This window comes from Pseudomonas sp. St290 (genome assembly GCF_018325805.1).
In the GTDB taxonomy this organism is placed as follows: Bacteria; Pseudomonadota; Gammaproteobacteria; order Pseudomonadales; family Pseudomonadaceae; genus Aquipseudomonas; species Aquipseudomonas bijieensis.
The window spans coordinates 783,063-809,912 of sequence record NZ_AP014703.1; the positions used below are offsets into that span (position 1 = coordinate 783,063).

The 26,850-nt window shown below is 62.1% G+C and carries 20 protein-coding genes; 6 read left to right on the top strand and 14 right to left on the bottom strand.

Translation table 11 applies throughout. The features are described 5' to 3' along the window. Nucleotides 1-135: 135 nt before the first annotated feature. Entirely contained in the window at nucleotides 136-1,671 is a 1,536-nt protein-coding gene (locus PBDP_RS03335) for a class I SAM-dependent methyltransferase (protein ID WP_109752214.1), read from the top strand. On the opposite strand, the gene PBDP_RS03340 is transcribed toward PBDP_RS03335, so the two are convergent. The 13 genes from PBDP_RS03340 to cbiE form a co-directional block, all read right to left on the bottom strand. After that, complete coding sequence (locus PBDP_RS03340) at nucleotides 1,646-2,608, bottom strand: FecCD family ABC transporter permease (RefSeq protein WP_502936867.1); 963 nt, start codon at nucleotides 2,606-2,608, stop codon at nucleotides 1,646-1,648. The genes PBDP_RS03335 and PBDP_RS03340 overlap by 26 nt on opposite strands. Nucleotides 2,609-2,652: 44 nt before the next feature. Beyond that, the gene (locus PBDP_RS03345; protein ID WP_212801810.1) at nucleotides 2,653-3,600 is read right to left on the bottom strand and encodes an ABC transporter substrate-binding protein; all 948 of its coding nucleotides are present in this window, start codon (nucleotides 3,598-3,600) and stop codon (nucleotides 2,653-2,655) included. After that, nucleotides 3,597-4,385 carry an ABC transporter ATP-binding protein gene (locus tag PBDP_RS03350; RefSeq protein ID WP_109752217.1) on the bottom strand — a complete coding sequence of 263 codons (789 nt, stop codon included), beginning with the start codon at nucleotides 4,383-4,385 and terminating at the stop codon, nucleotides 3,597-3,599. Before PBDP_RS03350 ends, PBDP_RS03345 begins: the two co-directional genes overlap by 4 nt. Nucleotides 4,386-4,587: 202 nt before the next feature. Further along, a complete protein-coding gene (locus PBDP_RS03355; protein ID WP_109752218.1) occupies nucleotides 4,588-5,967 on the bottom strand; it encodes a PepSY-associated TM helix domain-containing protein in 1,380 nt (459 codons plus the stop codon). Between the two features lie 161 nt (nucleotides 5,968-6,128). Further along, nucleotides 6,129-8,255, bottom strand: coding sequence for a TonB-dependent copper receptor (locus PBDP_RS03360; RefSeq protein WP_212801811.1), 2,127 nt, complete (start codon nucleotides 8,253-8,255; stop codon nucleotides 6,129-6,131). A gap of 84 nt (nucleotides 8,256-8,339) precedes the next feature. Continuing rightward, entirely contained in the window at nucleotides 8,340-8,744 is a 405-nt protein-coding gene (locus tag PBDP_RS03365) for a DUF2946 domain-containing protein (protein WP_163858909.1), read from the bottom strand. Nucleotides 8,745-8,801: 57 nt separating this feature from the next. Further along, nucleotides 8,802-9,281 (bottom strand): copper chaperone PCu(A)C, encoded by a 480-nt coding sequence (locus PBDP_RS03370; RefSeq protein WP_109752221.1) that lies wholly within the window; start codon nucleotides 9,279-9,281, stop codon nucleotides 8,802-8,804. Between the two features lie 47 nt (nucleotides 9,282-9,328). After that, nucleotides 9,329-9,727, bottom strand: a complete 399-nt coding sequence (locus PBDP_RS03375; protein ID WP_116834073.1) for a DUF2946 domain-containing protein — start codon at nucleotides 9,725-9,727, stop codon at nucleotides 9,329-9,331. A gap of 158 nt (nucleotides 9,728-9,885) precedes the next feature. Next, entirely contained in the window at nucleotides 9,886-10,176 is a 291-nt protein-coding gene (locus tag PBDP_RS03380) for an addiction module antidote protein (RefSeq protein ID WP_109752223.1), read from the bottom strand. 3 nt (nucleotides 10,177-10,179) lie between these two features. Further along, entirely contained in the window at nucleotides 10,180-10,482 is a 303-nt protein-coding gene (locus tag PBDP_RS03385) for a type II toxin-antitoxin system RelE/ParE family toxin (RefSeq protein ID WP_109752224.1), read from the bottom strand. Nucleotides 10,483-10,674: 192 nt separating this feature from the next. Continuing rightward, nucleotides 10,675-11,403 (bottom strand): cobalt-precorrin-6A reductase, encoded by a 729-nt coding sequence (locus tag PBDP_RS03390; protein ID WP_109752225.1) that lies wholly within the window; start codon nucleotides 11,401-11,403, stop codon nucleotides 10,675-10,677. After that, a complete protein-coding gene (locus PBDP_RS03395; protein ID WP_212801812.1) occupies nucleotides 11,400-12,497 on the bottom strand; it encodes a cobalt-precorrin-5B (C(1))-methyltransferase in 1,098 nt (365 codons plus the stop codon). Before PBDP_RS03395 ends, PBDP_RS03390 begins: the two co-directional genes overlap by 4 nt. Continuing rightward, on the bottom strand, nucleotides 12,490-13,701 hold the full coding sequence (gene cbiE / locus PBDP_RS03400; RefSeq protein WP_212801813.1) for a precorrin-6y C5,15-methyltransferase (decarboxylating) subunit CbiE: 1,212 nt from the start codon (nucleotides 13,699-13,701) through the stop codon (nucleotides 12,490-12,492). Before cbiE ends, PBDP_RS03395 begins: the two co-directional genes overlap by 8 nt. 548 nt (nucleotides 13,702-14,249) lie before the next feature. Between cbiE and cobG the strand changes: the two genes are divergently transcribed. The 5 genes from cobG (at nucleotide 14,250) to PBDP_RS03425 (ending at nucleotide 26,023) form a co-directional block, all read left to right on the top strand. Further along, nucleotides 14,250-15,569, top strand: coding sequence for a precorrin-3B synthase (cobG, locus tag PBDP_RS03405; protein ID WP_212801814.1), 1,320 nt, complete (start codon nucleotides 14,250-14,252; stop codon nucleotides 15,567-15,569). After that, entirely contained in the window at nucleotides 15,562-16,188 is a 627-nt protein-coding gene (locus PBDP_RS03410; protein WP_109752230.1) for a precorrin-8X methylmutase, read from the top strand. The genes cobG and PBDP_RS03410 overlap by 8 nt, the downstream gene beginning before the upstream one ends. After that, a complete protein-coding gene (locus tag PBDP_RS03415) occupies nucleotides 16,188-16,919 on the top strand; it encodes a precorrin-2 C(20)-methyltransferase (RefSeq protein ID WP_109752233.1) in 732 nt (243 codons plus the stop codon). The genes PBDP_RS03410 and PBDP_RS03415 overlap by 1 nt, the downstream gene beginning before the upstream one ends. Then, nucleotides 16,919-18,610, top strand: a complete 1,692-nt coding sequence (gene cobJ / locus PBDP_RS03420) for a precorrin-3B C(17)-methyltransferase (protein WP_163855491.1) — start codon at nucleotides 16,919-16,921, stop codon at nucleotides 18,608-18,610. The genes PBDP_RS03415 and cobJ overlap by 1 nt, the downstream gene beginning before the upstream one ends. 345 nt (nucleotides 18,611-18,955) lie before the next feature. Further along, on the top strand, nucleotides 18,956-26,023 hold the full coding sequence (locus PBDP_RS03425; protein ID WP_212801815.1) for a TcdA/TcdB pore-forming domain-containing protein: 7,068 nt from the start codon (nucleotides 18,956-18,958) through the stop codon (nucleotides 26,021-26,023). Here the strand turns inward: PBDP_RS03425 and tspR are convergent, their stop codons facing one another. Then, nucleotides 26,024-26,620, bottom strand: a complete 597-nt coding sequence (gene tspR / locus PBDP_RS03430) for a type III secretion system genes modulator TspR (RefSeq protein ID WP_109752236.1) — start codon at nucleotides 26,618-26,620, stop codon at nucleotides 26,024-26,026. Nucleotides 26,621-26,850 lie beyond the last annotated feature (230 nt).

The following is a 26,850-nucleotide window of genomic DNA, read 5'->3' on the forward strand; positions in this document are numbered from 1 at the left end:
ATCAGTGACCGTATCACCGGCGCTGGTGCAATGTGGCGCTCTGCATTGGGGCGTGGATAAGGGTTAATTCAACGTGAGATTTTCGACCGCCCGACTATGCTGACTCTTCTGCCATTCTGAAGAGGGGAAATCCGTTTGAATGACGCTGGCGTTGCAAGCTTTTTTCTTCTCGATGAGACGGCGGTTTTTGACGTGTTGCCTGACGTTAAACTGGCCGAGCATCCGACATGGATGCATGTGGCGCACTTGAGAGAAGCAAGATATTCGCTGATTCTCATCGCTGGAGAGCACCTTCGAAGTAGTGAGCTGAAGGTGTTTCCTGATTCAACGTTACACATTCGTTTTTCGGCTGCTCTACCCAGCATCAGTTTGGATGGGCTCACATGCTCAGTTGCTTTTTTCGATGATAAAGCTCAAGCCGAATTTCAACTTGGAACTTTTCATTTTTGCGCAGGATATACACCGTCGGAATGGAGGACGGTGGATTTGGACTTGGCTTGGTTGGCAGGGATGCGTGGCCGTCTCTTGATAAAGTGCGGGCCTGGTGCGCAGAACGATCCTACGGCCGACTGGCTGGCGATAGCTGACTTGTGTGTCGCCAGGGAGGGACAGATGAAGGCGCTTCTGGCGAAAACCCATCATCAGATGCGCATGAAAAACGAGATAGCACACTTCAGTAGCGTCTACCGGAACGCGTTTTACTCAAACGTTCAGGAGCGACAGAGTGAAACTGCAATGGGCGTTGCTCGCACCGTTCGCCAATTAAACGGACTGGCTCAGGCGCAAGGGTTTGGTGCGCAGGCTGACATTGTCATTTCGGAGCCGTTTGAAGGAGAGGCCGCCTACTCTTATGCGACTCGTCTCCTGAGGGCGAACGTCCCGCAAACTCCGCCTGATTTTCAAGCGAGGCTACGCCAAAAAGTCACGGACCACGGGGCAATAAAGGTCTTGTCAATCTGCAGTGGCGCCGCGCGGATAGAGGCGGGTTTGTCAGCGGCTATTCCCGAAGGCGTCGAATGGTCACTGCTGGATATCAATGAGGACCTGCTCCAAATCGCGGCAAAGCAGTTTCCGCCAGGGATCAGCCTCGATTTGATCGTGGCGGATGCGAATAACCTGGTGCCTACCGGTGAACAGTGGGATGTCATTATTTGTGTTTCGGCATTGCATCATTTGGTGGAGCTGGAAAAGGTAATGCTCTTTATCTCCCGTAGTTTGAAAAATGATGGGGAGTTCTGGAGTGTGGGGGAGGCCGTGGGACGTAATGGCAATCGTTTGTGGCCCGACGCAATAATGGCTGCTGACGCAGCATTCTCTTCCTTGCCAGCGCGCTACCGATTAAATGCCGACACTCAGGTTGTCGATGCTGTCATTCCAGACAAGGACCATTCGATTGGGTGTTTTGAGGGGATTCGAAGCGAGGAAATTACCGCGCTCCTTGAGCGTTGGCTACAACCGGTAGATGTTTACCGCACCAACTGCTTCCTCTGGCGAATGGTTAATCTTGCCTACAGTGGAAATTTTCATCTTGAAGACGCTGAAGACCAGGAATTGGTCATTGATATGGTTCGAGCGGAGCTTGAGCATTTTCGTAATGGAGGCCTTGGGACCGAGCTATTCGGCGTGTACAAAAAGAAGCATCTTTTCAGCGACGGCGCATCAGGCCGATGAAGAATAGCCCGCCAATGGCTGCGGTAGCGACTCCAATCGGCAAGTCTTCTGGGGCGATCAACGTCCGCGCCGCCACGTCCACCCACACCAGGAACAGGCTGCCTAACAGCACGCAGGCCGGCAGCAACCGGCGATGTTCGGCACCGACCAAACGCCGGGCAATGTGCGGCACCATCAGCCCGACAAAACCAATCGAGCCGCTGATGGACACCAGCACCCCGGTCATCAGCGACGCGATCAAGAAGATCCACAGCCGTACCCGCGCCGCGTTCAAACCCAAAGTCACGGCGGTCTGTTCACCCGCCATCAACGCGTTCAGCGGCCGGGCCATGCCCAGCAGTAACACCAGCCCCAGCGATACACTGGCCGCCGGCACTGCCAGCAGCTCCCAGCGTGCCAGGCCCAGGCCACCGAGCATCCAGAACATCACTGCGGAGCTGGCGCGGTGATCTCCCAGGAACAGCAGTAGATTGGCCGCCGCCATCATCACGAAGGACACTGCCACGCCGCACAGCAACAACCGGTCACTCTCCAGGCGGCCCTGGCGGGCAGCGATGGCGAGCACCAGCAGCATGCTCAGCAGTGCGCCAATGAACGCAGCGAGGGGCAGGGTCAGCAGGCCGATGATTTCGCCGATATGCAGCACCACGATGACCGCGCCCAAGGTCGCACCGGACGTCACGCCCAGCAGGTGTGGATCGGCCAGTGGATTGCGCGTGACCGCTTGCAGCACCGCGCCGATCAATGCCAACCCAGCGCCCACCAGGGTACCGAGCAGCAGGCGCGGCACGCGGATCAGCCAGACAATATGTTCCTGCCCCGGCGTCCAATGCACCTCGCCCAAGCCGAAAGCCTTGTTCAGCAAGATGTCCCAGACCACCGCCACCGGCACCCGCGCCGGACCGAAGCCCAGGGATACCACGCACGACACCAGCATCAGCGCGCCGAGGAGCACCAACAGGGCGCCATAACGACGACCGTTCATTGGCGGTGAAACCCCCGCGCCAGGGTTTGCACCGCCAGCACGTTATCGATTCCCGGCGTGGCCTGCACGTAAGGAATGACGATGAAGCGCCGCTGCTTGATCGCCTCCACCGATTGCAGGGCCGGGTTGTTCAGCAGGAACTGCTGCTTCTGCTCGGCGCTGACTTCGCCGTAGTCGACGATCACAATGACCTGCGGGTTGCGCTCGACCACGTTCTCCCAGTTCACCCGGGTCCAACTGCTTTCCACGTCATCGAGAATGTTGCGTCCACCGGCGGCATCGATCAGGGCCTGGGGCATGCCCAGGCGGCCGGAGGTCATGGCGCGGTCTTCGCCGCTGTCATACAGGAACACCCGGGGCTGGTCGGTAGGCAGGTGCTTGCGCACTTCGGCCACCTGAGCCTGCATCGTGGCGATCAGTTCGTTGGCGCGATCCTGGACGTCGAAGATTTTTCCGAGGCTGCGCAGATCGTTGTAGGTGTCTTCCAGCGAGGCTGCCGGGCGTTTCATCACGAACGCGCAGGACTCGGTCAGCTCGTAGACGTTGATGCCCAGCGGTTGCAGGGATTGCGGCGTCAGGTCGCCGCCCACTCGCATGCCGTAGTCCCACCCGGCGAAGAAGAAGTCGACGTTGGCACTGAGTAGGGTTTCCACCGACGGGTACTTGGCCGCCAGTTCCGGCAGGCCATCGAGGATCTTCGCCATCTCGGGCGTCACCGACTTCCAGCCACTGATGCCGCTGTAGCCGACCATGCGTGGCTTGAGGCCCAGGGCGAGCATCATCTGGGTCATGTTGATGTCATGGCTGACGGCATGTCGGGGGGCTTCGTTGAACACCACCTGGCGGTTGCAGCTCTGGATCGTCAGCGGGTAGCGGGTGGCCTCGGCCAGGGCGTGGGCACTGCCCAGCAGCAGGGCGAGCGACAGCAGGGAACGCAAGGTCATGGTTGGGTTATCCAGGTGATTCGTGGGTAGCCGGACAGCGGGTGCTCATCCACCAGGGCGTCGACGCCGAACACCTCACGCAGCAGCTCGGCGCTGAGGACATCCTTGGGCGTGCCGCTGGCGACGATGCGTCCGTGTTCGATCACGTACAGGCGGTCGCAGAAGGCGGCGGCCAGATTCAGGTCGTGGAGGCTGGCGAGGGTGCCGATGCCCAGGCCCTTGATCAGTTGCAGCAATTGCAATTGATAGTGGGGGTCGAGGTGATTGGTCGGTTCATCGAGGATCAACAATTGCGGCTGCTGGGCCAGGGCGCGGGCGAGGATCACCCGTTGCTTTTCACCGCCCGAGAGGGTGGCGAATGCATGCTCGCCAAAACCTGCAAGCCCGGCCGATTCCAATGCCTGGAGCACCAGCCGGCGGTCGTCGTGATTGTCGCCGTCGAACAGGCCTTTGTGGGGTGTGCGGCCCATGGCGACCACCTCCTCCACCGTCAGGCCGAAGGCATCGGGAAACTCTTGCAGCACCACGGCGATGCGTTGGGCGCACCAGCGCGAAGACTGTTTCCAGACGTTGTGATGCTCGAGCTTGACCTCGCCCTGTTCCGGCCGGCTGAAACGGTAGGCACAGCGCAACAGGCTGGTCTTGCCGCTGCCGTTGGGCCCGATCAATCCGACGAACTCCCCGGCCGCCACCTGCAACGTCACGTCACGCAGCTGGAACTGGTGATGGCAGTGGCCGTGGCCCAGGGGCGTCCAGCCGAGGTGGGAGAGGGTTAGCGAGGTCATGCATCTACTCAAATTATTGGATCGACACACAGCCTCTTGTGGGAGCGAGCCTGCTCGCGATAGCGGTAGGTCAGTCACATCTCTGTTGGCTGATCCACCGCTATCGCGAGCAGGCTCGCTCCCACCATTCGGACTGTGGTTGCAGCTTGATAGCGGGCGCGATTGTAGAGGTTTCGCGCCGCCTTCCGTTAATGCACCGTCTTCAGCTTGAAGATGAAGCGATCTCAGGCTGGCGATTGAGCCGGCTGACGAGCCGGTCCAGCAACCACACCACCACCAGCGAAGCCCCCACCAGCGGGAACACCAGCGCCAGGGCCAGCATGATGAACACCCCGGTCTTCCAGGTCGGCAGATCGTGACGCAGCGGCGGCACGCCGAACTTGCCCTGGGGCCGGCGCTTCCACCAGATCACCACGCCACTCACGGCGCTGAGCAGGATCATCAGGCAAATCAGCAGCACCATGATCTGGTTCAGCGGGCCGAACATCTTGCCTTCATGGAGCATCACGCCGGTTTCGGTGGCGCGGGCGACGACGCTGTAATGCGCCCAGCGCACGTCGGCCAGGACCTTGCCGGTGTATTGGTCCACGTGCAGGGTGGCGTCGTTGCGCGGATCGTCGGCGAACACGGCGATGGTGAATACGCCGGTGGAGGTGGTCGGCAAGGTGATGCTGTAGCCGGGCTCGACCTGGCGCTCGGTGGCGATGTTCTGCACCGCTTGCAGGCTGACGGTCGGGGCGGCGGGGCCTTCGTGCATGCCGCCGTGGCCCATGTGCTCGGCATGGTCGCCGGACATCGGCATCGGCGTATTTTCCACCGCCCACGGCACGGTCTGGCGGTGGGCGTTGTTGAGGCTGCCGGCCTCGACGTCGGACTTGGGCACGTCGTTCCACATCACCGCCGGAAAGCGGTTCCAGAGGTTGGCGTATTGCTTGCCCCAGAAGCCGGTCCAGGTCATGCCGCTGAGCAGCATCACCAACAGCAACGCCGCGCCCCAGAAGCCGACGACGACATGCAAGTCGCGCCAGAACAGCCGACCGCGTGCGCTCCAGCGTGGCCACAGCACCCCGGCCGACGATTGCCCGCGCGGCCACCACAGGTACAGCCCCGACACCACCAGCACCACGCCCCAACCGGCGGCCATTTCCACCAGGCGGTCACCGACCGTGCCGATCAGCAGCTCGCCGTGGATGGCCCGGGCCATGGCTTGCAGGTTGTTCTTCGCATCCTGCTCGCCGAGGACATCGCCGTGGTACGGGTCGATGAACACGTTCAGTTCCCGGCCCTTGTCGATCACCACGAATTGCGCGCTGCGCTCGGCGTTGATCGGCGGCAGATACTGTTTGATCTGGCCTTCGGGATAGGCCTGGCGGACCTGCTTGAGCAAGTCGTCCGCCGCCAGGGTGTGATGGCCGGCGGGCACATTCAGCAGGCTGCCGTACATCAGTGGGTCGAGTTGCGGCTTGAACAGGTAAATGATCCCGGTCAGGGCCAGCATCACCATGAACGGTGCCACGAACAGCCCGGCATAGAAGTGCCAGCGCCAGGCCAGGTTGTAGAAATTGGGTTTCGGTTGGCTCATTAGAAAGCGCTCCGCAGGGCAAATTGGGTTGAACGATGGAACCCTTTGTGGGAGCGAGCCTGCTCGCGATAACGGCGGTACATTCAGCACCAATGTGTCTGATAGATCGCATCGCGAGCAGGCTCGCTCCCACAGGTTTTATGTTTGCTTCGGGCAAGTGTTTAGAAACTCATATCCACCTTGGTCCAGAGCGTGCGCCCCGGTTCATTGATGGCTTGCGGGTCGCTCGCCGGGTAGCCGAACCCGGCGTTACCGGCCAGGTTCAGGTGCTCGGCGTAGGCTTTGCCGAACAGGTTGTCGACGCCGCTGCTGACCTTCCAGTGTTTATTGATGCGGTAGGCGCCGTTCAATGAGAACACGCCGAAGCCTGAGCTTTTGCCGTAGTCCTTGCCGACCACGTTGCCCTTGTTCTCATCGACCCGGTGCTGCGCCGCCACCACCCGCCACAAGGCCCCGGCGCTCCAGCGGTCTTCGCTGTAGGTCAGGCCCAGGCGTGCGTCCAGCGGCGGCATTTGCGCCAGGGCGCTGCCGTCGCTGCTGTTCTTGCCCCAGGCGTAGGCCAGGGTGGCGTCGGCTTTCCAGCGCTCGGTCAGCTTGTAGGCTGCGCCCAGCTCACCGCCCATGATCCGCGCATCGATGTTCTCGGCCCGGGAAGTGGTACCCATCATCCCTGGGGTGTAGTCGAACAGAATGTAGTCGCGTACCTGCCCGACGTAACCCGATGCCCAGGCTTCGAGGGTTTCGGTCTTGTATTGCAGGCCGAAGTCGAGCTGGGTGGTTTTCTCCGGCTTGATCGCGTCGAAGGCATTCAACGAACCGCTGGGGCCGGCGTTCGCCGAGAACAGCTCCCAGTAGTCGGGGAAGCGTTGCGCGTGACCCACGCCTGCGTAGAGGGTGGTGGGGCTGTCGTCCAGATCGTGTTCGTAGCGCACGAAGCCGCTGGGCAGGGTGTCGGCACGGGTCTCGTCGGCGGTGGGGTTGGGCCGGGCCGACATGCCGGAACCGATGCTCTGGCGGTAATCCTTGGCCGAGGCCCGGTCGAGGCGGGCGCCGGTGATGACTCTGTCGCGGTCGGCGGCGTACCAGGTCAGCTCGCTGAACACGCCGTAATTGTGGAAGTCGGCGTCCTTGGTGTAGGGCAGGTCCTTATAGGTGTCCACGCCCATGCTGCTGCGTTGGCGATGCTCGTTGGTCTGGGCGTCCAGGCCGCTGATCAATTGCACATCGGCCCAGTGCCAGGTGGCCTTGATACGTGCGCCGAGGGTGCGGCGGTCGACGTTGGAGGCCATGGGCCCGGCCATCATCCCGGTGCCGGAGGGTGTGCGCAGCGTGTAGTTGTCCATCACATGGTCGGCGTAGTTGTAGTAGACCTGCGCCTCGACCTTATCCAGCACGTCACCGATGTTCGAGCGCTCGAAACGCAGCCCGAGGCTTTCGCGCTTGAACTGCGAGCCGTCCATGCCACGCCCGGCGTAGCGTGCTTCGCCGTCGCCCTTGCCGGCCGTCAGCTCCAGCAGAGTGTCGGCATCCGGGGTCCAGCCGAGGGTGACGTCGCCGTTCCACTTGTCATAGCGCGACGGCACGGTGTCGTTGTTGCCGTCGCGGTAGTCGTCCGAATGGGCGGTGTTGCCAATTACCCGCACATAACCCAGCGGTCCACCGGCGGCGGCATCCACCACTTTGTCGAAACGGCCGTTGGAGCCGGCCAGCACGCTGGCGTTGACCCGCGTGCCGAGCTCGCCGAACTGTTCCGGCTCGCGGTCGAACAGGATGGTCCCCGCCGATGAGCCGGGGCCCCAGAGCACGGTTTGCGGGCCCTTGATCACGGTGAGCTTGTCGTAGGTTTCCGGCGAGATGTAGGAGGTCGGCGCGTCCATCCGGCCTGGGCAGGCGCCCAACAGCATGCTGCCATTGGTGAGGATGTTCAGCCGCGAGCCGAACATGCCGCGCAGCACCGGGTCGCCATTGGTGCCACCGTTGCGCACCAGGGCGAAGCCGGGAATGGTCTTGAGGTAGTCGCCGCCATCACTGGCCGGTACCGGTTGGCGCGGATCCTTGGGGTTGGTGACGACGGTCAGGGGCGAACTGGGGGCGATGGCGGTGATGACTGTCGGGCTCAGTTCTTCGACCTGAGCCTCGTGATGCTCGTGCTCATCGGCAAGTACGTAGGGCGTGAGCAGCAGGCCGCACAGTGCGGCGACCGAATGACGTAAACGAACCCGTGGCTCGTTCGGGGGGCAGCGAACCTGGGCAGTGCCCAAAGCGGTGCCAGCAGAAAACCTGGACATGATAATTCCATCGAACAGACGTAGACGACACGGTCGGGCAGCCTGGGGCTGTCTTGTGCGACCGGGATGAGGTAAGTGTCGGGCTTACGCGTCGAGGGGCGGTGCGCGGGTGCGGGCACCTGGGAAGAACGCTTGCCGGGCATGGCCCAGGCGTGGGGAAGGGCTGGTGTAGGTGTTGGCGTGAGGTGTGCCGAAGACGGCGAAGGTGTGGCCGCCCGGTAATGCGGGACAGTTGAACAGCAGGCTGCAATAGCCGCACTTTTCCCACAGTGCGTGATGCTCGCTCTTGGGCTGGCAGTGTTCGGTCGCTGGTGCGGCATGCTCGGCGTGGGCTCCTGCCGACATGTCCATCTCCATGCTCATGCCTATAGACACAGGCATGGACGAAGACATGCGCTGATCCATCGGCATCGACTGAGAAATCAGTGGACCGATAAAGATCATCAGCATGGCGAACAGGCTGAGCCAGCTGCCGCGTGTCAGGCTCATGGGCTGACGGCGGGGCATGGCGGACCTGTTGCGAGGAAGAGCCACGGGCAAATGCGCTTAGTGCATGTGCATCTGGTTTTTTTCGCCGCCGGGGGCTTTTTTCTGCACCGCGACGTCGACCGTGACATCCCCCGCTTTTTCGAAATGCAGGGTCATGGCAAAGCGTTTGCCATCGCTGAGCAGGCTGCGATCGTTCAGGTCCAGCAGCATCACGTGATACGCCATCGGCGCGAAAGTGACGGTGGCACCGGGGGCGATATCCACGACGGGCACCGGTTGCATTTTCATCAGGTCGTTTTGCATCACGTGTTCGTGGAGCTCGGCCTTGCCGGCAATCGGCGAATCGACGCTGAGCAGTTTGTCGGCGGTGGTGCCCTTGTTGTGAATCACGAAATACGCGGCCACGGTCGGCGCGTTGGGCGGCAATTCCTGGGACCACGGATGGGCGATTTCAAGCTCGCCCACCTTGTACTGGTGAGCTTGGGCGAAGCCGACAGGAAGCAGCAGGGCAGCCAACAGGATGAGTCTGTTCAACATGGGTGATTCTCCAGAACGATTCAAGGCGCAGGGTTATGCGGAAGGAATCAGACCAGAGGCGAGGCGCGGGGGTTGAGGCTCGGCCATTGCTGGCGCGGTGTGGGACTGTCGAGTTTCGAATGGGCGATTCTGCGATGCGCCAGCTGTGCATCCAGATACAACTGTGGGGCCTGCCCGGTAAGCGCCACCGATGGCGCCGAACCTGAGCAGCACCAGCAATGCTGCATTGTCGAATGATTGTCCTTTTGCGGCGTGCCCTGCTCGAATTTGCCCAGGGAAATCGCCACCATTTTCATGCCGCTGGAGGAGCAGAAACTGCCCCACAGCACTTGTTCGGTCGGTGCACTCGCCATCGCGCCACCGCTGCCGGAAAGGGGCATGGCAAGCATGTTGAACAGCACTGCGAAGCAGGCGATCCAGGCAAATGCAAGCCGTTGTCGGGACATGGGGCAATCCGCTCGGTTGGGCGATCAGGTGGCGGTATTTAGCCTGATCGGGGTTGAGAAGTAAAAAGGCCACGTGCGGTGTAGGGTCGCAGGGCTAGGGTTTAACAGTAGCAACAGATCTTCAAGTAAGTGCTCTCGTGGCGAGGGAGAACGTTTTGTTAAATGGTTGTAGCATGTAACCTCAAGCCCAAAACTTTCATGACTTTCATGATAGTTGTGAACTCTGGATTACCCGCACTTCCCAGTGCTTTGTAAAGACTCTCTCGCCCCAGGCCCGCATCACGGGCAATTTGCGTCATGCCTTTTGCCCTGGCGATATCGTTAAGAGCTGCTCGAACCAGTACGCCGTCACCCGCATCTTCTTCAAAACAGGCATCCAGATATGCGGCCATTTCCTCAGGCGTCTTGAGGTAGGTGGCTGCATCGAAACGTGTGAATTCCTCGGTCATGATTCACTCCTCATTGCCCATGGTTTGCGCCATTTGAATAGCGCGTGTGATATCCCGTTTCTGAGTCGATTTGTCACCTCCCACAAGCAGTAAATAAAACACGGGCCCTCGACGGGAGAAGTACACTCTGTAGCCCGGACCCGAGTGAATACGCATCTCATATACTGCGCTGCCCACCGGTTCGCAATCACCAAAATTTCCATGCTCTGCAGATCGAAGCCTGGCGATGATGCGAGCCTTCCCAGAGATGTCCTTCAACCCGCTAAGCCAGCTTGAAAATACTCGGGAGTGTTCAAATTCGATCATTCGGATCGTATTCCTTGGGATACACATTGGCAAGCAGCACTTTCCTCGGCGCGAGACGGCTCGTTCATGCTTAATGGCAGTCAAGTGCTGCGGCGGGTATTAAGGATTGGAACTATAGAGTTGAACGTCTTGGACGAAACAGCCGGCTCCGTCTTGAAAGTTCGTCGGAAATGTCGCGTTGGCGTGCTGAATTCAGAACCCGTCAGGTACGAATAAAGCGTCCAGCACCTTATCGACCACTCCAAACTCCCGATCTACCCCCGGCAACACCGGCCGCTTCAACACCAACACCGGCACCCCCAGCTCCCGCGCCACCTCAAGCTTTGGTTCGGTGGCCGTACTCCCGCTGTTCTTACTGACCAGCACATCGATCTGCCGCCGCGCAAACAGCTCACGCTCATCCTCGATGTGAAACGGCCCCCGCGCCCCGATGACTTCACAGCGCTCATTCCCCGGGTAAACATCCAAGGCGCGCAGGGTCCAGAATTGCCCGGGCGGAATTTCGTGCAGGTGTTGCAATGGCTCACGACCGAGGGTGAACAGGGGCCGGTGGAACGGTTGCAGGGCCTGGATCAGGTCGGCCCAATCGGCCACTTCGCGCCAGTCGTCCCCGGCCTGGGGCTGCCAGGCCGGGCGGCGCAGGGCCCAGCAGGGGATGGCGCAGACGCTGGCTGCCTGGGCGGCGTTGTGGCTGATCTGGGCGGCGTAGGGGTGGGTCGCGTCCAGCAGCAGGTCGATGCCTTCGGCGCGGATGAATTGCGCCAGTCCTTCGGCACCGCCGTAGCCGCCGACGCGTACCTGGCAGGTCAGGTCGGTGGGGATGCGACCGATGCCGGCCAGGCTGTAGATGTGCTGGGGTCCGAGCGTGCGGGCGATGGCCAGGGCTTCGGTGACGCCACCGAGCAGCAGGATACGTTTCATTTAAAGACTCCGGCGTGGCCGACGATCCCGCCCTGGCGATCGATGGCGAAGACTTCGACCTGGACCTGGGTCGGCACCACACTGCGGGCGAAGGCCAGCGCATGCTCACACACCGCGTCGCCGAGGGCGATGCCGGCGGCGCTGGCCATTGCCAGGGCTTGCTGGCTGGTGTTGGCCTGGCGAATGCCTTGCTGCAACGCCTCATCGGCACCGATGGCGGCGGCCCATTCGGCCAGTTGTGGCAGGTCGATGCTGGAGTGACGGCTGTGCAGGTCCATGTGGCCGGCGGCGAGTTTGCTGATTTTGCCGAAGCCGCCGCAGAGGCTGAGTTTTTCCACGGGTACCTTGCGCACATGTTTGAGCACGGCGCCGACGAAGTCGCCCATTTCGATCAGGGCGATTTCCGGCAGGTTGTAGACCCGGCGCATGGTGTCTTCGCTGGCATTGCCGGTGCAGGCAGCGATGTGCAGGTAGCCGTTGGTTTTCGCCACGTCGATGCCCTGGTGGATCGAGGCAATGTAGGCCGCGCAGGAGAACGGCCGGACGATGCCACTGGTGCCGAGGATCGACAGGCCGCCGAGAATCCCCAGGCGTGGGTTCATGGTTTTCAGCGCCAGGGCTTCGCCGCCCTCGACATTGACCGTGACTTCGAAGCCGCCGGCGTAACCGCTTTCCTCGGCCAGACGGCCGAGGTGGTCGTTGATCATTTTGCGCGGCACCGGGTTGATCGCCGGCTCTCCGACGGCCAACACCAACCCCGGTCGCGTCACCGTGCCCACGCCGCGACCGGCGACGAAGCGCACGCCGGGCTCGGCGATCAAGCGCACCTGGGAAAACAGCAGGGCGCCGTGGGTCACGTCCGGGTCGTCGCCGGCGTCCTTGATCGTTCCGGCCTCGGCGCCTTGCTCGGTCAATCGGCAGAACTCCAGGCGCATCTGCACTTGCTTGCCCTTGGGCAGTACGATTTCCACGGCGTCGGCTTCGGTGCCGCGCAGCAGCAATCGAGCGGCCGCCAGGCTGGTGGCCGTGGCGCAACTGCCGGTGGTCAGGCCGCTGCGCAGGGGGGCGGGTTGTTCGGCGGTTTCGTCACGCATCGAGGGGTTTGACCAGGTCGAGCAAGGTGATCGGCAAGGCCTGGCGCCAGGTGTCGAATTCGCCCAATGGCTGGGCCTGGGCGATGTGGATGCGGGTCAGTTCGCCGCCGTGACGTTCGCGCCAGTGCATGAGGGTTGTTTCGCTTTGCAATGTCACGGCGTTGGCGACAAGCCGACCGCCGGGCTTGAGTTGGGCCCAGCAAGCGTCGAGCACGCCCGCGCGGGTGACGCCGCCGCCGATGAATACCGCGTCCGGGCGCTCCAGTCTTTCCAAAGCCTGCGGGGCTTTCCCGCGAATCAGTTGCAGGCCGGGCACGCCGAGGCTGTCGCGGTTGCGTTCGATCAAGGCTTGGCGGCCTTCGTCGGCCTCGATGGCCAGGGCTCGGCAACTGGGGTGGGTGCGCATCCATTCGATGCCGATGGAGCCGCTGCCGGCGCCGACATCCCAGAGCAGTTCGCCGGGCGTCGGGGCGAGGCGGGCCAGGGTGATGGCGCGCACGTCGCGTTTGGTCAACTGGCCGTCATGTTCGAACGCGGTGTCTGGCAAACCGGCCAGGCGTGACAGGCGCGGTGTCGACGGTTCGGCCCGGCATTCGATGGCGATCAGGTTCAGGTCGGCGACGCTCGGGTCGGACCACTGCGTCGCCGTGCTTTCGATCCGTCGTTCTGCCGCGCCGCCCAAGTGTTCCAGGACGGTCATGGGGCTGGGACCGAACCCGCGCTCGCGCAGCAATGTCGCCACGGCGGCGGGGCTGTGGCGATCATTGCTCAGCAGCAACAGCCTGACGCCTGTGGATAAATGCACATTGAGCGCTGCCAGGGGCCGTGCCACCAACGACAGCGTGACCACGTCCTGCAGTGGCCAACCCAGGCGCGCCGCGGCCAGCGAGCAGGATGAGGGCGCGGGGATGACCAGCATTTGCTCACTCGGCACCTGTTTCGCCAGGCTGGCGCCCACGCCGTAGAACATCGGATCGCCGCTGGCCAGCACGCACACCGGCTCACCCTTCCGAGCGAGCAGCGGTTCCAGGGAAAACGGGCTCGGCCACAGCTCCCGTTCGCCGCTGATACACAGTGGCAGCAGCGCCAGTTGCCGATCGCTACCGACAATGTGCGACGCCCGCAGCAAGGCATGGCGAGCCGTTCGGCCCAGGCCCTTGAAGCCGTCTTCACCGATGCCCACTACGGTCAGCCAGGGGGTCATCTCTGTTCCTCGAATGAATGGGGTTGATCGACAGGACGTTGCCGCCGCGAACCGGGCCGCCATCATACCGCGCCCCGGCGGATCAGGCGCCTGGCGCAACATCATTGTGGCTGCTAGACCGCTTTCGCGAGCAAGCCCGCTCCCACAGTGGATTTGTGGTGAACACAGGATTTGCGCACAACCTGACCAAACCTGTGGGAGCGGGCTTGCTCGCGAAGGCGGCGGTCCATCCGACATCACCTTTTCAGGCAGACCGCTATCGCGAGTAGGCTCGCTCCCACAGGGGATTTTGGGTGAACCACAGAGTTTGTGCACCACCAGACCAAAACTGTGGGAGCGAGCCTGCTCGCGATGGGGTCGGTCCATTCAGCATCAGCTTTTCAGACAGACCGCTATCGCGAGCAACAGACAACCTCATTGGAACAGGCCGCCCGTGTTCTTGAGCAATCTCACGTCAATCCGACCAGCAAGCTTTTCATGACCCCCGGCAAAGCAGGCATAATGGCGCTCCTTCGCCGTCATGGCGTGCCTCATTTCTCGGTCTGCCCTTGAACGAACGTCCATCCTCCAACGTCGTACGCCCCTCCGGTTGCCCGGGGTTGCTGCGTGTCGTCCAGGCGCTGGACGGCGGGATCTGCCGGATCAAGCTCGATGGCGGTTCCATTCAGGCCAGTCAGGCCGAAGCCGTGGCGTCGGTGGCCGAGCGGTTTGCCGGGGGCGTGATCGAGGCGACCAACCGGGCCAACCTGCAAATCCGTGGGATCGGCCTTGAGCACGGTGCGCTGATCGAGCCATTGCTGGCCGCCGGGCTTGGCCCTCGCAAACCGGCCGGCGATGACGTACGCAACCTGATGCTCAGCCCCTCGGCCGGGATCGACCGACAGATGCTGTTCGACACCCGCCCGTTGGCCGAGCAGACTCTCGTCACCCTGCAAACCCAGGAACGCTTCCATGAGTTGTCGGCCAAGTTCGCCGTGCAACTGGACGGTGGAGAAGCGTTGGCGATGCTCGAACATCACCACGACCTATGGCTGTCGGCCCTTGTTCGCGATGGCGAGCCTTGGCTGGCCTTCGGCTTGGCCGGCGTTCCGTTGGATAAACCGGCGGGCAGGGTGCCCCTGGCCCAGGGGCATGCGCTGGTGGTGGCGGTGCTGGAGTTGTTTCTCGAGCTGGCCCGCCCGGACCAGATCCGCATGCGCCACCTGCTGGCTGAAATCCCCATGAATGAGTTCATGGCCCGGTTGGCCCGTCGTGTGCCCCTGCAACCTTGTCTCGATTGGCAGCGGGACGTGTCCATCGACGGACTGCATATCGGTATCCATCCCCAGCACGATGACCGCGTCTACGTCGGTGCCGCTGCGCCCCTTGGTCGGCTCGACACCGCCATGCTGCGCGGTGCGGCGCAGTTGGCGCGGGAGAAGGGCGACGGCAGCCTGCGCTTCACCCCCTGGCAAAGCCTGTTGCTGCCCAATGTGCGCCGCGCGGATGCCGACGAAGTGCTGGCGGGGCTCGAGGGGTTGGGCCTGTTGTGCTCGGTCGAGCAGCCCCTGGCGCAACTCATCGCCTGCACCGGTTCCAGTGGCTGCGCCAAGGCCCTGGCCGACACCAAGGCCGACGCCCGCCAACTGGCCGAGCGGCTGCAAGGCCAGGGTCATGCCTTGAAGGCTCATCTATCGGGCTGCCCGCGCTCCTGCGCGGCGGCCCATGTCGCGCCGGCCACCTTGCTGGCCGTCGCTCCCGGTCGTTACGACCTGTATTTTCGCGATGCCACGCTGCCGGGTTTCGGCGCGTTGCAGGCACACAATCTGACTATTGAAGCGCTCGGCCACTGGCTCGACGCTCGCCCCCGGAGCCCCCTTGATGCTTGATTACATCCGCGACGGTCAGGAGATCTATCGCAACTCCTTCGCGATCATCCGCGCCGAAGCCAACCTGGCGCGCATTCCGGCCGACCTGGAGAAACTCGCGGTGCGAGTAATCCACGCCTGCGGCATGGTCGAGGCCATCGACGGCCTGCAGTTTTCCGAGGGCGCGGGCACGGCCGGGCGCCAGGCGTTGGCCGCCGGTGCGCCGATCCTGTGCGATGCACGGATGGTGTCCGAAGGCGTGACCCGCGCTCGGCTGCCGGCCAACAACCCGGTGATCTGCACCTTGCGCGACGAGCGCGTGCCGGCGTTGGCCGTGGAACTGGGCAACACCCGTTCGGCGGCAGCGCTGGAGTTGTGGCGTCCGCACCTGGAGGGCAGCGTCGTGGTCATCGGCAACGCGCCGACCGCGCTGTTCTACCTGTTGGAAATGCTCGATGCCGGCGCACCGAAACCGGCCTTGATCCTCGGTTTCCCGGTGGGCTTCGTCGGCGCCGCCGAGTCCAAGGCGATGCTGGCGGCCAACAGCCGTGGTGTGCCGTTCGTGATCATGCAAGGCCGCCTCGGCGGCAGTGCCATGGCCGCCGCCGCCGTCAACGCCCTCGCTACGGAGATCGAATGATGCAGCAGCCTGGACGTCTGATCGGCCTCGGCGTGGGCCCTGGTGATCCGGAACTGATTACCGTCAAGGCCCTGCGCCTGCTGCGCGAATCGCCCGTGGTGGCGTACTTCGTCGCCAAGGGCAAGAAGGGCAATGCCTTCGGCATCATCGAGGCGCATTTGCAGGACGCGCAGACGTTGCTGCCGCTGGTCTACCCGGTTACCACAGAAGCGCTGCCGGCGCCGCTGTCCTATGAACAGGTGATCGCCGATTTCTACGACACCGCCGCCGAGCAGTTGGCCGTGCACCTGGATGCCGGGCGCGACGTAGCGGTGATCTGCGAGGGCGATCCGTTCTTCTACGGCTCCTACATGTACCTGCACGATCGCCTGGCCGAGCGCTATGAGGCCCAGGTCATTCCCGGCGTGTGCTCGATGCTCGGCGGGGCCTCGGTGCTCGGTGCGCCGCTGGTCTATCGCAACCAGAGCCTGTCGGTGCTCTCCGGCGTCTTGCCCCATGACGAGCTCAAGCGACGCCTGGCCGATGCCGACGCGGCGGTGATCATGAAGCTGGGGCGCAATTTCCCCAAGGTTCGCCAAGTGCTTCAGGAGCTGGGCCTGGATGGGCGGGCGCTGTACGTCGAACGGGCGACCATGGCCAACCAGAAGATCGTGCCGTTGGATGAAGTCGAGCCGATGTCGTCGCCGTACTTCTCGCTGATCATCGTGCCGGGCGAACGGTGGCAGGGTTGATGGCCGCCAAGACGCCGGCCATCGTCATCCTCGGCCCCGGCAGCCTGGCAACCGCCCGACGGATTCAACAGCGCTACCCCGAGGCGTTGATCCACGGCCTGGCTGGGCGGGTCGAGGGGGTGGATCGTCAATACCTCGAGTTCGGCACCACGTTGCGCGAGCTCTATCAGCAAGACACGCCGATCATCGCCTTGTGCGCGGCGGGTATCGTCATCCGCACCCTGGCGCCGCTGCTGCTGGAAAAAGGCGTCGAGCCGCCGGTGCTGGCCGTGGCCGAGGATGGCAGCGCCGTGGTCCCGCTGTTGGGCGGCCTGGGCGGGGTCAATGTCATGGCCCGGGAAATCGCCGCAGCGCTGCAAGTCGCGCCGGCGATCACCACCAGCGGTGAACTGCGTTTTGGCACTTGCCTGCTCAATCCGCCGAGTGGCTATAGCCTCGGCGACCTGGAGCAAGGCAAGCGTTTCGTCTCCGATCTGCTGGCCGGTGAATCGGTGCGCATCGAAGGCGCCGCGCCATGGCTGGATCAGGCGCAGTTGCCCGAGGATGAACAGGCACGGCTGGCGATCCGTATCGACAGTGCTGCGGGTAAACCGGCGGCGGATGAACTGCGTATTTATCCGCGCAATGTGCTGGTGGCGTTGAGTGCAGGGGCGTCGGCGGACATCGGCGCGATACTGGAGCAGGCGAGCCTCGCGCCGCAGTCGCTGGCGTGCCTGTTGGCGGCGGACAGTGACATGGCCCGTGCCGAGCTGCACGAAACGGCTTCAGCGTTGGGGGTGCCGCTGCGTTTTGCCGCGGCCAATGGCAACCTCGAAACGTGGTTGAGCGATGCCCTCGGTCAACCGGCGTCGCTACAGGTCATGGGCAGCCATGCCATCGCCGTGACCGCGCAACCCCTCGATCCGCAGCAGATTGGTCGTGCGCGCGGGCGCCTGGCGGTGATCGGCCTTGGCCCGGGCGCCGCCGAGTTGATGGTGCCGGCGGTGCGCGCCGAGCTCGACCGTGCCACCGATGTGCTCGGTTATGAAACCTACGTGCGCATGGCCGGGCCCTTTCGGGCCGATCAGGTGCAACACTGCACCGACAACCGCGAAGAGATGCAGCGGGCCCGACATGCCTTCGAACTGGCGGCCGAGGGCCGCTCCGTGGTGGTGGTGTCGTCCGGCGATCCGGGCGTGTTCGCCATGGCTGCCGCCGTGTTGGAGGCGTTGCATGAGTCGACGGATGCCCATTGGCACAACGTCGACCTGCAGATCCTGCCGGGTGTCTCGGCGTCCCTGGCGACCGCTGCCCAGGCCGGTGCGCCATTGGGGCATGACTTCTGTGTGATGTCGCTGTCGGACAACCTCAAGCCCTGGTCGATCATCGAAAAGCGCCTGGCTCTTGCGGCTGAGGCCGACCTGGCCCTGGCCTTCTACAACCCGATCTCCCGCTCCCGGCCATGGCAGTTGGGCCGGGCGCTGGAGATCGTCGGGCAACATCGCACGGCGCAAACGCCAGTGGTGCTGGGGCGCGATATCGGTCGTCCGGGGCAGACGTTGCGTGTCACCACGCTGGGGGCATTGACCCCGGATCAAGTGGACATGCGCACCATGGTGCTGATCGGCTCCTCCACCACGTGCGTGTTCCCACGCGCCCAGGGTGGCGACTGGGTGTACACACCGCGCTGGTATGGCAACAAACCTCTTTGATCAAACCCGGTGGCCCGTTCGGGCCACCTTCACCTGAGCTCGTGATGCCCTGGCTTCTACATGGGCAAGTCTGTTCAATGATTGCTTATATAAAAACTTTTCAGCGCTGCGCTTATTAAGCGGTGAAGAAAAAAGTTTGAACTCCTGCTGGTTGGAAACTTATTGAATTCCTTGTTAGTTGAGCCGCGCGTCAATGACCGTTATGTTTTTATCCAGCCCATTGGGAATAATTGTTGCCTGAGTTGATGCTCATCATTTGGTTAGGCCGCAGGCTCCCAATGGCCTGTTCGCGCATGGATGCGTGAAGTTTTTCTTATCTCTATACAATAAATGGAAGTGTTGTTTATGAGTGAATCCAAGTTTTCATCGGCGGATAACTACGTCGATTTTGTGGGGTTGTTAAAACTCAGGGATCTCGAACAGGCATTAATTTCCCACAAGGGCTCCGAACAATATGATGCGGTGCTTCGGTATTACTTCGGTTGTATCACCTTGCTGGATTCGCCGCGCATGTTGGAACCGTTGGGGTTGCTCAAACAAGCGGTAGGCGCTTTGCGGGGAAGTAGCCGGTCTCGTCGTGCGACAGGGCCGTTGAACTCAGAGGACGCCAGGGCTGCGGACCTGGCGCAAACGTATAACAAGATAGAAGGGTTTGAAACGCGTCTGCACTACAGTTTCGAACAGTTGAAACTGCCCGCCACCGAGGTGCCGAAGAACCTGCATTTTGTCTGGCTCGGCGGCGGCGTCGGGGCCATTCAGCGTGACTACATCAATGTCTGGAAAAAAGTAATGGGCGCAGAGGGCTATCGTCTCAGCCTCTGGTACGACAGCGACGCGCTGCTGGCCCATGAAACCAACCGAATCATTGTCGAAGCCGCCAAGGCCGATGCCATGCTCAATGGCGCACAGGCCAGTAGCGATGCGTTGGCGTTGGGCGACCGTTATGAAGAGCGCGCCATTGTTCTCAAACAACAGATGTACGCCCATATCAAGAAGGTGGTGGAAAGCGGCGGCAGCGCCGATGACGCGAGAATCGATTTGCTGGTTCGGGCCTATGGGCAAGATAAGGCACGGCTGAAAGCCTTGGTGAACGATAACCGTCTCAGTCTCATGGCCGTGGCTGACGGCGACCTGATACTGCGCGATGTTGCCATTGGTGAGGCACCCTTGCATTTGCGGGATATCTACGAACGCGAGATCAGCCTGCGCGGCATGTTGGCGGGCGGCTCCGATATCGTGCGGGTCGAAGCCTTGCTCAGCGAGGGTGGCAGCTACGTCGATATCGATCACCTGCCGCCGTTGTTGGACAAGCTGGGCGAGGTGGACATTCGCGGGTTCAAGACCGACGCACGCCTGGGCGTGTTGCAGTTGCTGCTCGATCGAAATCCCGAATGGATGCCGGGCCGTCAGGCATTGCGCGGCCAGTACACGGATTATTCCAGTGCGATCCCGGCCGAGCATCGCGATGCACTCGAGCGTTTCGCCAAAAGCCGACCCGAGTTGAACCGCGTTTTCTGCCCGCCGGCGCAGCGCCTGGCTCGTCCGTACGAGCTGCGAGCCGTGACCGTACGAAATTCGTTGAGCAACGCCTTCCTGATGGCCCACCCAGGGGCGGCGATGCTCAACGCCGTGCTCGAGCGCTTCAGGCGCAATTATGCAATTGTCGATGCCACCGCTCGCCTGGCGGATGAACAAAACGTGGCCCTCACCGATGTCGAGGCCATGAGTGGTCTGGCGCGGCAGGCTGCGACGCAGGTTTTCGGTGCGTTCCATGAGCTGCCGCCGGAAGCGGAAATGGGCGCGGCTTTTCTGGTCGAGGCGGCCGCCACTTACTACAGCGACGGCATCCGTCCGCAGAGCGAAGGGACGATTTATCTGACCGGGCCTGGCGCCATGCGTGAGGGCATGGCGCAATACCTGAACACGCACTTTACGCCTCAAACCGCTGAGCAGTGGCGGGAGGAGGCTGCCATTGCCGCCGTCGGCACCGTCAATGGCGCCACCGAGGAGGAACTGGATCACTCCTGGAAAGAGAATCAGAGTGACACCCGGCAGTGGCTCAGCGATGAGATTGAACGTTGGCAAACGGGCCAGTTCAAGGTTCGTTATGCGGGTGAACTGGCTGAGCTGCTCAAGTACCGCACTCTCCAATTCGATGACGGCTGGCCGGTGATCGAGGGGCGGTATGTACTGTCCACCGACCTGTTGCAGCACCTGGCCGATGAGCTGGGTGAGCCGTTCAAGCAGAGCATGAGTCGGAGCCATGACGGCGTGGTGACTTTCGACAAGGCCATACCGCTGGGCTTTGATGAGCGTCAGGTGATTCTCGCCCAAGGCGTCGACGTGTTGCCGCCTGCTTCGTTGGGTGACGCGAAGACGCGGCAGTTGCCCATCGCCGAGCTCTTGAAGCAACTCGCCGAAGGGCGTTTCGAAGCCGCGCAATTGAGCCCCCTGCAACGCTTGCTGCTGGGCGCCTTGACGGGTGCGAAGACCTTGGATAATCGCAGCTTCGACGCGGTTCGCCCGCAGTTGGATAACCTCGCCAACAACCTTGCCGCCCATGGCACCGCTGGCCGTTACGCGACGATCGAACAGGCGTTGTATCAACATAAGGCCCCAGCCTTCCTGGCCGGGCTCGCCAGCGCTACCGATGATCCGCCAGGGCATGACGAAACTGCCTTGGGGCTGAAGAAAGCCGCGCTGGAACAGCCTTTGACACTGCGCCAATGGGGTCGGCAGGTGGCTCGCATCCGGCAGGTGGCGAAACTGGAATACCGTGTCCGGATCGTGGAGCACCTCGGTACCGTCCTGGACGATTTCGGAGCCGACACGATCAAGCTGGTGCCCCAGGATTTACTGCTCCAGGGTGAGGGCGATAGGGTCGGCGGACGTTGTTATCCCCTGGCCCTGGCAATGGCGGCTGCCTTGTCGGAGGGCAAGGCGGCAGTCAATACCCTGCGCGAGCGCTTTTACTTGGGGGTTATCGAGCCAGAGGCCAGCGATTCGGCGACCTTCTTGCAGTGCGTGGAGTCGTTGCGCGAGGTGCAGATCGGCGATGTCGGCAGTGCACTGGCACGCTCGGACCTGAATGCAGTCGTGGACATTCTGCAAGCCAGGACAGCCACCAGCACACTGATGCTCAACTCCGATAATCACGCCATGCTGGTAGCCAAGACCTGGGAGGGCGAGCGCGGTACTTACCACTTCTACGATCCGAATTTTGGGGTATTCGAATTCGAGGATTCGACTCGGTTCAGGCAGGCATTGGAGCAGTTCTTCCTCCAGCAGAAGATGGCCAGTCATTACGCGGCGTATGGCGATGCGGTTCGCCCGACGTTCGACCTGATCGAACTGGACGGCGCGCGGGTGTCACAGGTGACATTGGCGGGTGCCGTCCAGGTCGCGAAACTGCTGCAACCCGGAGCGTTGCCCGGCCAATTGCAACGTCCTGTCAGGCAGCGGTTGATCAACGCTCGTGGGCAGTCGCTGCAGAGCAATCCGCGGCTGGGCAACTGCCTGCTGGCGCTGGATGGTCACTGGTGGGGCCAGCAGATCGAGCACGTGACCAGCGGCCTCCAGCAGAAAAATCAGCTGGCCCCTCACCTTGTGCCGTTGTTCGAAACCCTGGAGGTCATGACGAACGGGTCGTACCGGATAAGCCTGATCGATCCTGGGAACCCGGAACAGTTGGTACGGGCCATCACGGACGACCCTCGACTCTTGCGGATAAAAAACTACCTCTCGGAACGTTTTTCAGCCTTGGCCAATAGACCCTCCGTAGCGAGCGATCCGACCGAGGTGGGCAGCGTCCACACCCTGAACGCCGGCTTCGCCATACAAGCGCTGATGAACGCCTTGCGGGGCCGAGAAGGGCCTGGTCGGCCCCTTAGCCTGGCGGTCCGGTTGCATGCCTATGTCAATTACGCGCAATTGGTGCACGGCAACGTGGCCGATATCGCTGGCCTGGTCGGCCTGGTTCGACAGGCATTGGCCCAGGAGAAACTGATTGCCCAAACCGTCGCGCCCGTGGTCAAGACCGCAGTGGGAAGCAGCGTGAGCGAAGCGACCGGGGGATTGCTGCAACTGGCGAATGTCGGGTTCGACATCTACCAGTTGTCGACTGCACAAAACGACGTCGAACGCGCTCAGTTCGGTACCCAACTGGCGTTCGACTCGGCCAGCCTGATGTTGTCGGTGAGCGCCTACGCTGCCGGCGCTACCACCGCTGGAGCATTGCTGGGCGGCGCTGCGGTGATGCTGGGCGGGTTGGCGGTGGGGGTGGCGGCGCTGGCCCAGGGCTTCGCCACCATTGCCGAAGAAGCCAAGCAGGTCGGGCTGTTTTTCGATGAGGTGGCAACCGCCCATCTCCAGCCTTATCGGGCTGATGCCCGCGGTGGCGCATGGTTGCCGCGTTCATCGCTGATCGTTCATACACTGGACCTGACCCGCGCCGAGCTGATGCTGGACAGCCCCAAGCTGTATCCGCTGCGCGATCATTTCGGGGTGCCTACCTTTGATGACGATTACGACCGGGCGATCGATATCCGTCGCCAGCTGAATCTGCCGGGTCGAGCCCGATTCACGCCACCGGCAGGTGCAGCCATCGTCCTGCCCTGTACGCCGCAAACCTGTTACCGCTACGAGTACAAGGCATTGCCCTTCGCCGGGCTGCGCCATGACATCGGGTTCGACACGGCACGGCGCCTGGAGAAAAAGACCGCGCAGGGAGGATGGCTGTTTCTGTTTTCTTTCTACTCGTTCCCCAGTGACTACATCCTTTATCGCCTGGTCCCGGATTACCGGCCGACGGTGATCAAGGTGTTGCTCGATGGCATCGATCGCTCGCTGGTGGTGCCCGTGTTGCCACCGGATTGGCACGGAAAAATCACCTATGAGATCCAGGGCGCCGGCAAGCGCTGTGCATTGGTGCTCCACCCCGGCGTGAGCCTGACCCTGGATACGGCGCGCCCGTTGAACTCGAGTTGGGTGTTGGACGCCCCTTGGGCCCAGGAGAGTGATATCCGGCTCGAGCGTTACGCGAGACTGTTCATCGGCGACGTTCAGGTGGCGCTCACTGGATCGGGGCGTCACGACGTGCTGCTGCGGATCAGCCAGAATCAAGTGTTCAAGGTGGAGGCGGGCAAGCTTGTGGTTGTCGAGCAGGATGTGCCTGCGGGCATGGATCGACAGGCATTGCAGGAGCACTTCAAGAGCCTTGCCAGGCAGCACCGCCTGGTGATGCCGTATACGCCGGTTCATCGTTACCTGGTGCCGTTCGAGAAGCCGGAAGAGCCCCGCTACATCACGGCCTGGTATGACGCCAAGGATGACCGTTTCCTGTTCATTCGTAATGAACTACCAGGCGTCGATGACGCGGTGCTGGGCGCGGTGGCAGGTGGTGCCTGCTATTTCTATGACCCACAGGACCTGATCATCTGGCAAGCCGACGCGGTCACCGGGTTGCTGAGCCATCGTTACTGGTTGCGCAGCACAAGGAATGCGACCGCCACCATCCAGCGTGTCGAGGCGGATGCGCAAGGGGTGATTCATGTCGTGCAGCGCATCACTCGCGAGGATCAGACCGACGATGTGCTGGTGTACGTGATCCATGAAGGGCAACTGCTGCTCAGTTCGGTCACGCGCGATCTGGACCCGGCGCTGGAATCCATTTTCAGCGCCAGCGAGACACTGGCCGACTGGTCCCAGGTGCTGGGCAGCGATTACCCCTTTGTCCCGTCTGTTCGCACCGAGGACACCTTTGTCACCGTCAATTGGCAACCGGCTCCCTTCGTTTCGGTCTGCTGGAAGAGCGAGCCGCAGTTGCGGGACATGGCCTGGGTTCGCCACAGGGACGGCTTGATCATTCGTCCTTCGTCGAGACGCGGCCGTCCCCGTGGCTGGGCCGACTCGATCAAGAACATGACGGACCTGACGCTGCTCACGCTGGCGGACGACAGCGATAGGTTTGTTGTGTATGACCGGCTTGCAAAGGAGCTGTGCCGCAGGCAGCGAACTTTGGTCGCGGGCAAAGGGCAGTGGTCCAACCGGTGGTTGCAATCCGACAAACTGGAGAATGTGATCGCTGCCGAGAGTGGCTACGTGGTGCTGACATCCGATGGCCGGTTCTTAAACCTGACGAGCCAGGGCGACCTCAAGCTGGGCGGCGTGAACGAGACATGGTTCAAGGATCGGGGGCATTGGTGGCTGGCATTGGAGTCGTTGGCCCGGAGATCGGCGAGCGAGCAATTTGCCCTTATCGGTTTGAGCAACTTCAACGACGACGCCAAATTATGTGCCTGGTACGTCGGCAACAGGCTGTTACTGGCTGAGCTGGGCCCTGCAAAGGAAGTACGCCTGCTCGGCGCTACCCCGGATGGCGAGGCGGCGTGGTTATTCGATGTTTCGAGGGGTGAAGTCTATCGCCAGGCCTTTATCGACCCACAGAAACTGGAGGCGGCTTTTGGCCAGGGTTCACGCTTGCTGCAGATCGATGCGCTACCCAGCGCGCAGCGTGAATGGGCGCCCTGGCAGTTTGTCGAGCTGACGGCTGAAGGTGTGGGGCTGCGTGGCGTGACATTCGAGGGGGTGGTGGTCGCGTTACGAGACCAGGAGCCGGCCTCGATAACTGGTGTCACTCATCAATGGCTGGTCGCTCAAGATGGCCGGGAGCAAGAGGGGCTCAGGCAATTGGCGGCCCAGTCGTCTCACGGCGCACTGCTGTCGGTGGAGGAGCCCGGTAGCCTGACGTGGTTCGTCGCCAAGACCGGACGTATGATCCGAGTTCCCAGGGCCGCGATTGCGCAGTCTTTCGAGCTATTGGGAACCCAGCGCCAGACCCAGGTATTACTTCATGAAAGCGAGAATGGAAAGCTGTTGACCCTGCCGGAGGCGGGGCATGTGGGGCCACTCAGTTATGTCCAGCGCGAAGGCGAGGTGCTGGTCGTCGAGGGCCAGGACATGAAGATCGATGATCTGCTGGCGCTGATGCCCGACGATGTCACGACCCTGATTTTGCGCATGGGGCAAGGTGCGGTGAGTTACCGGCTGTCAAAAGCGGCCTGGTTGCGGGTCAAGTCGGTCATCCTCGACTGCCGGCATGCCCTGGGCCGCGCGGTGACAATCCCCGGAAAATTGCTCTGGAGCCTGGATGAGCCTGATCAGTTGTTGTTCAGTCGTGTCCAGGAACACCTGGTGATCATTGATCCGGACAGTGGGCACAGTGTGATTGTTCGTGAGGTGTATGCGACAGATATCAACATGCGTGGGGAAGTCCTGCTCAGTTTTGGCGGGAATCGACATTATGCCGTTTCGACCCTGATAGAGCGATTGGACGCCTTGCAGGACGCCGAGAGCGGTATCACGCTCAAGGCGCTGAGTGTGTCGTCTGCGGTGGAAACCAATGAGGTGGGTTGATTACGGCACCAGATAGCCTTTGACCCCGGTAAAGATGATCTGCGCGGCCAGCGCACAGACAAACAGCCCCATCAGGCGGCTGACGATCTGCAAGCCCTGGTCGCCCAGGATCCGCTCGATGCGGCTGGACAGGTAAAGCACCACGCCGACGGTGAAGCTGGCCAGGGCGATGCTGATGATGGCCATGAGTTTGTCGTCCCAGTGCGGTTGGCTCACGCCCATCACCAGCAGGGCGCCGATGGTGCCTGGGCCGACGGTCAACGGAATGGTCAGCGGGACGATGGTCACGTCCTGCTGAACGCTGTCGGTCTGGACGGCCGACTTGCCTTGGGCCATGCCCAGCGCCGAAATGAACAGCACGCTGCCGGCGCCAATACGGAACGCGTCCACGGTGATGCCGAATACACTGAAAATCACTCGCCCGAACAGGTACAGCAATACGCTGGATACCAGCGTCGCGGTCGCGACCTTCCAGGCCAGGCGACGTTGTTCCTTGCGTGAATAGCCGCGAGTCAGGCCGATAAAACACGACAACACGAAGAAAGGGCTGTAGAGCACCAACATCTTCAGGTAAACGCTGAACAGCACATGGAGCATGGTCGAAGCTCACGACGAATGAAATTGCCGTGGAGTTTATCAGGCGCTGGGGGTGTCTGTCGGCTCGCCCGTGAACGTGAAATTTTTAAGTGCCGAAAACTTCGCTTTAATTGTGAGGAGCGAAGTGTCGTTGAAATGTCAGTGTCGCAGGAATTATGTGCCGTTACAGTTTTGCAGTTGTTGTTCGGAGTGGGTTTGAGTCATGTTGTCCCCGGGGTCCATGGAGGACC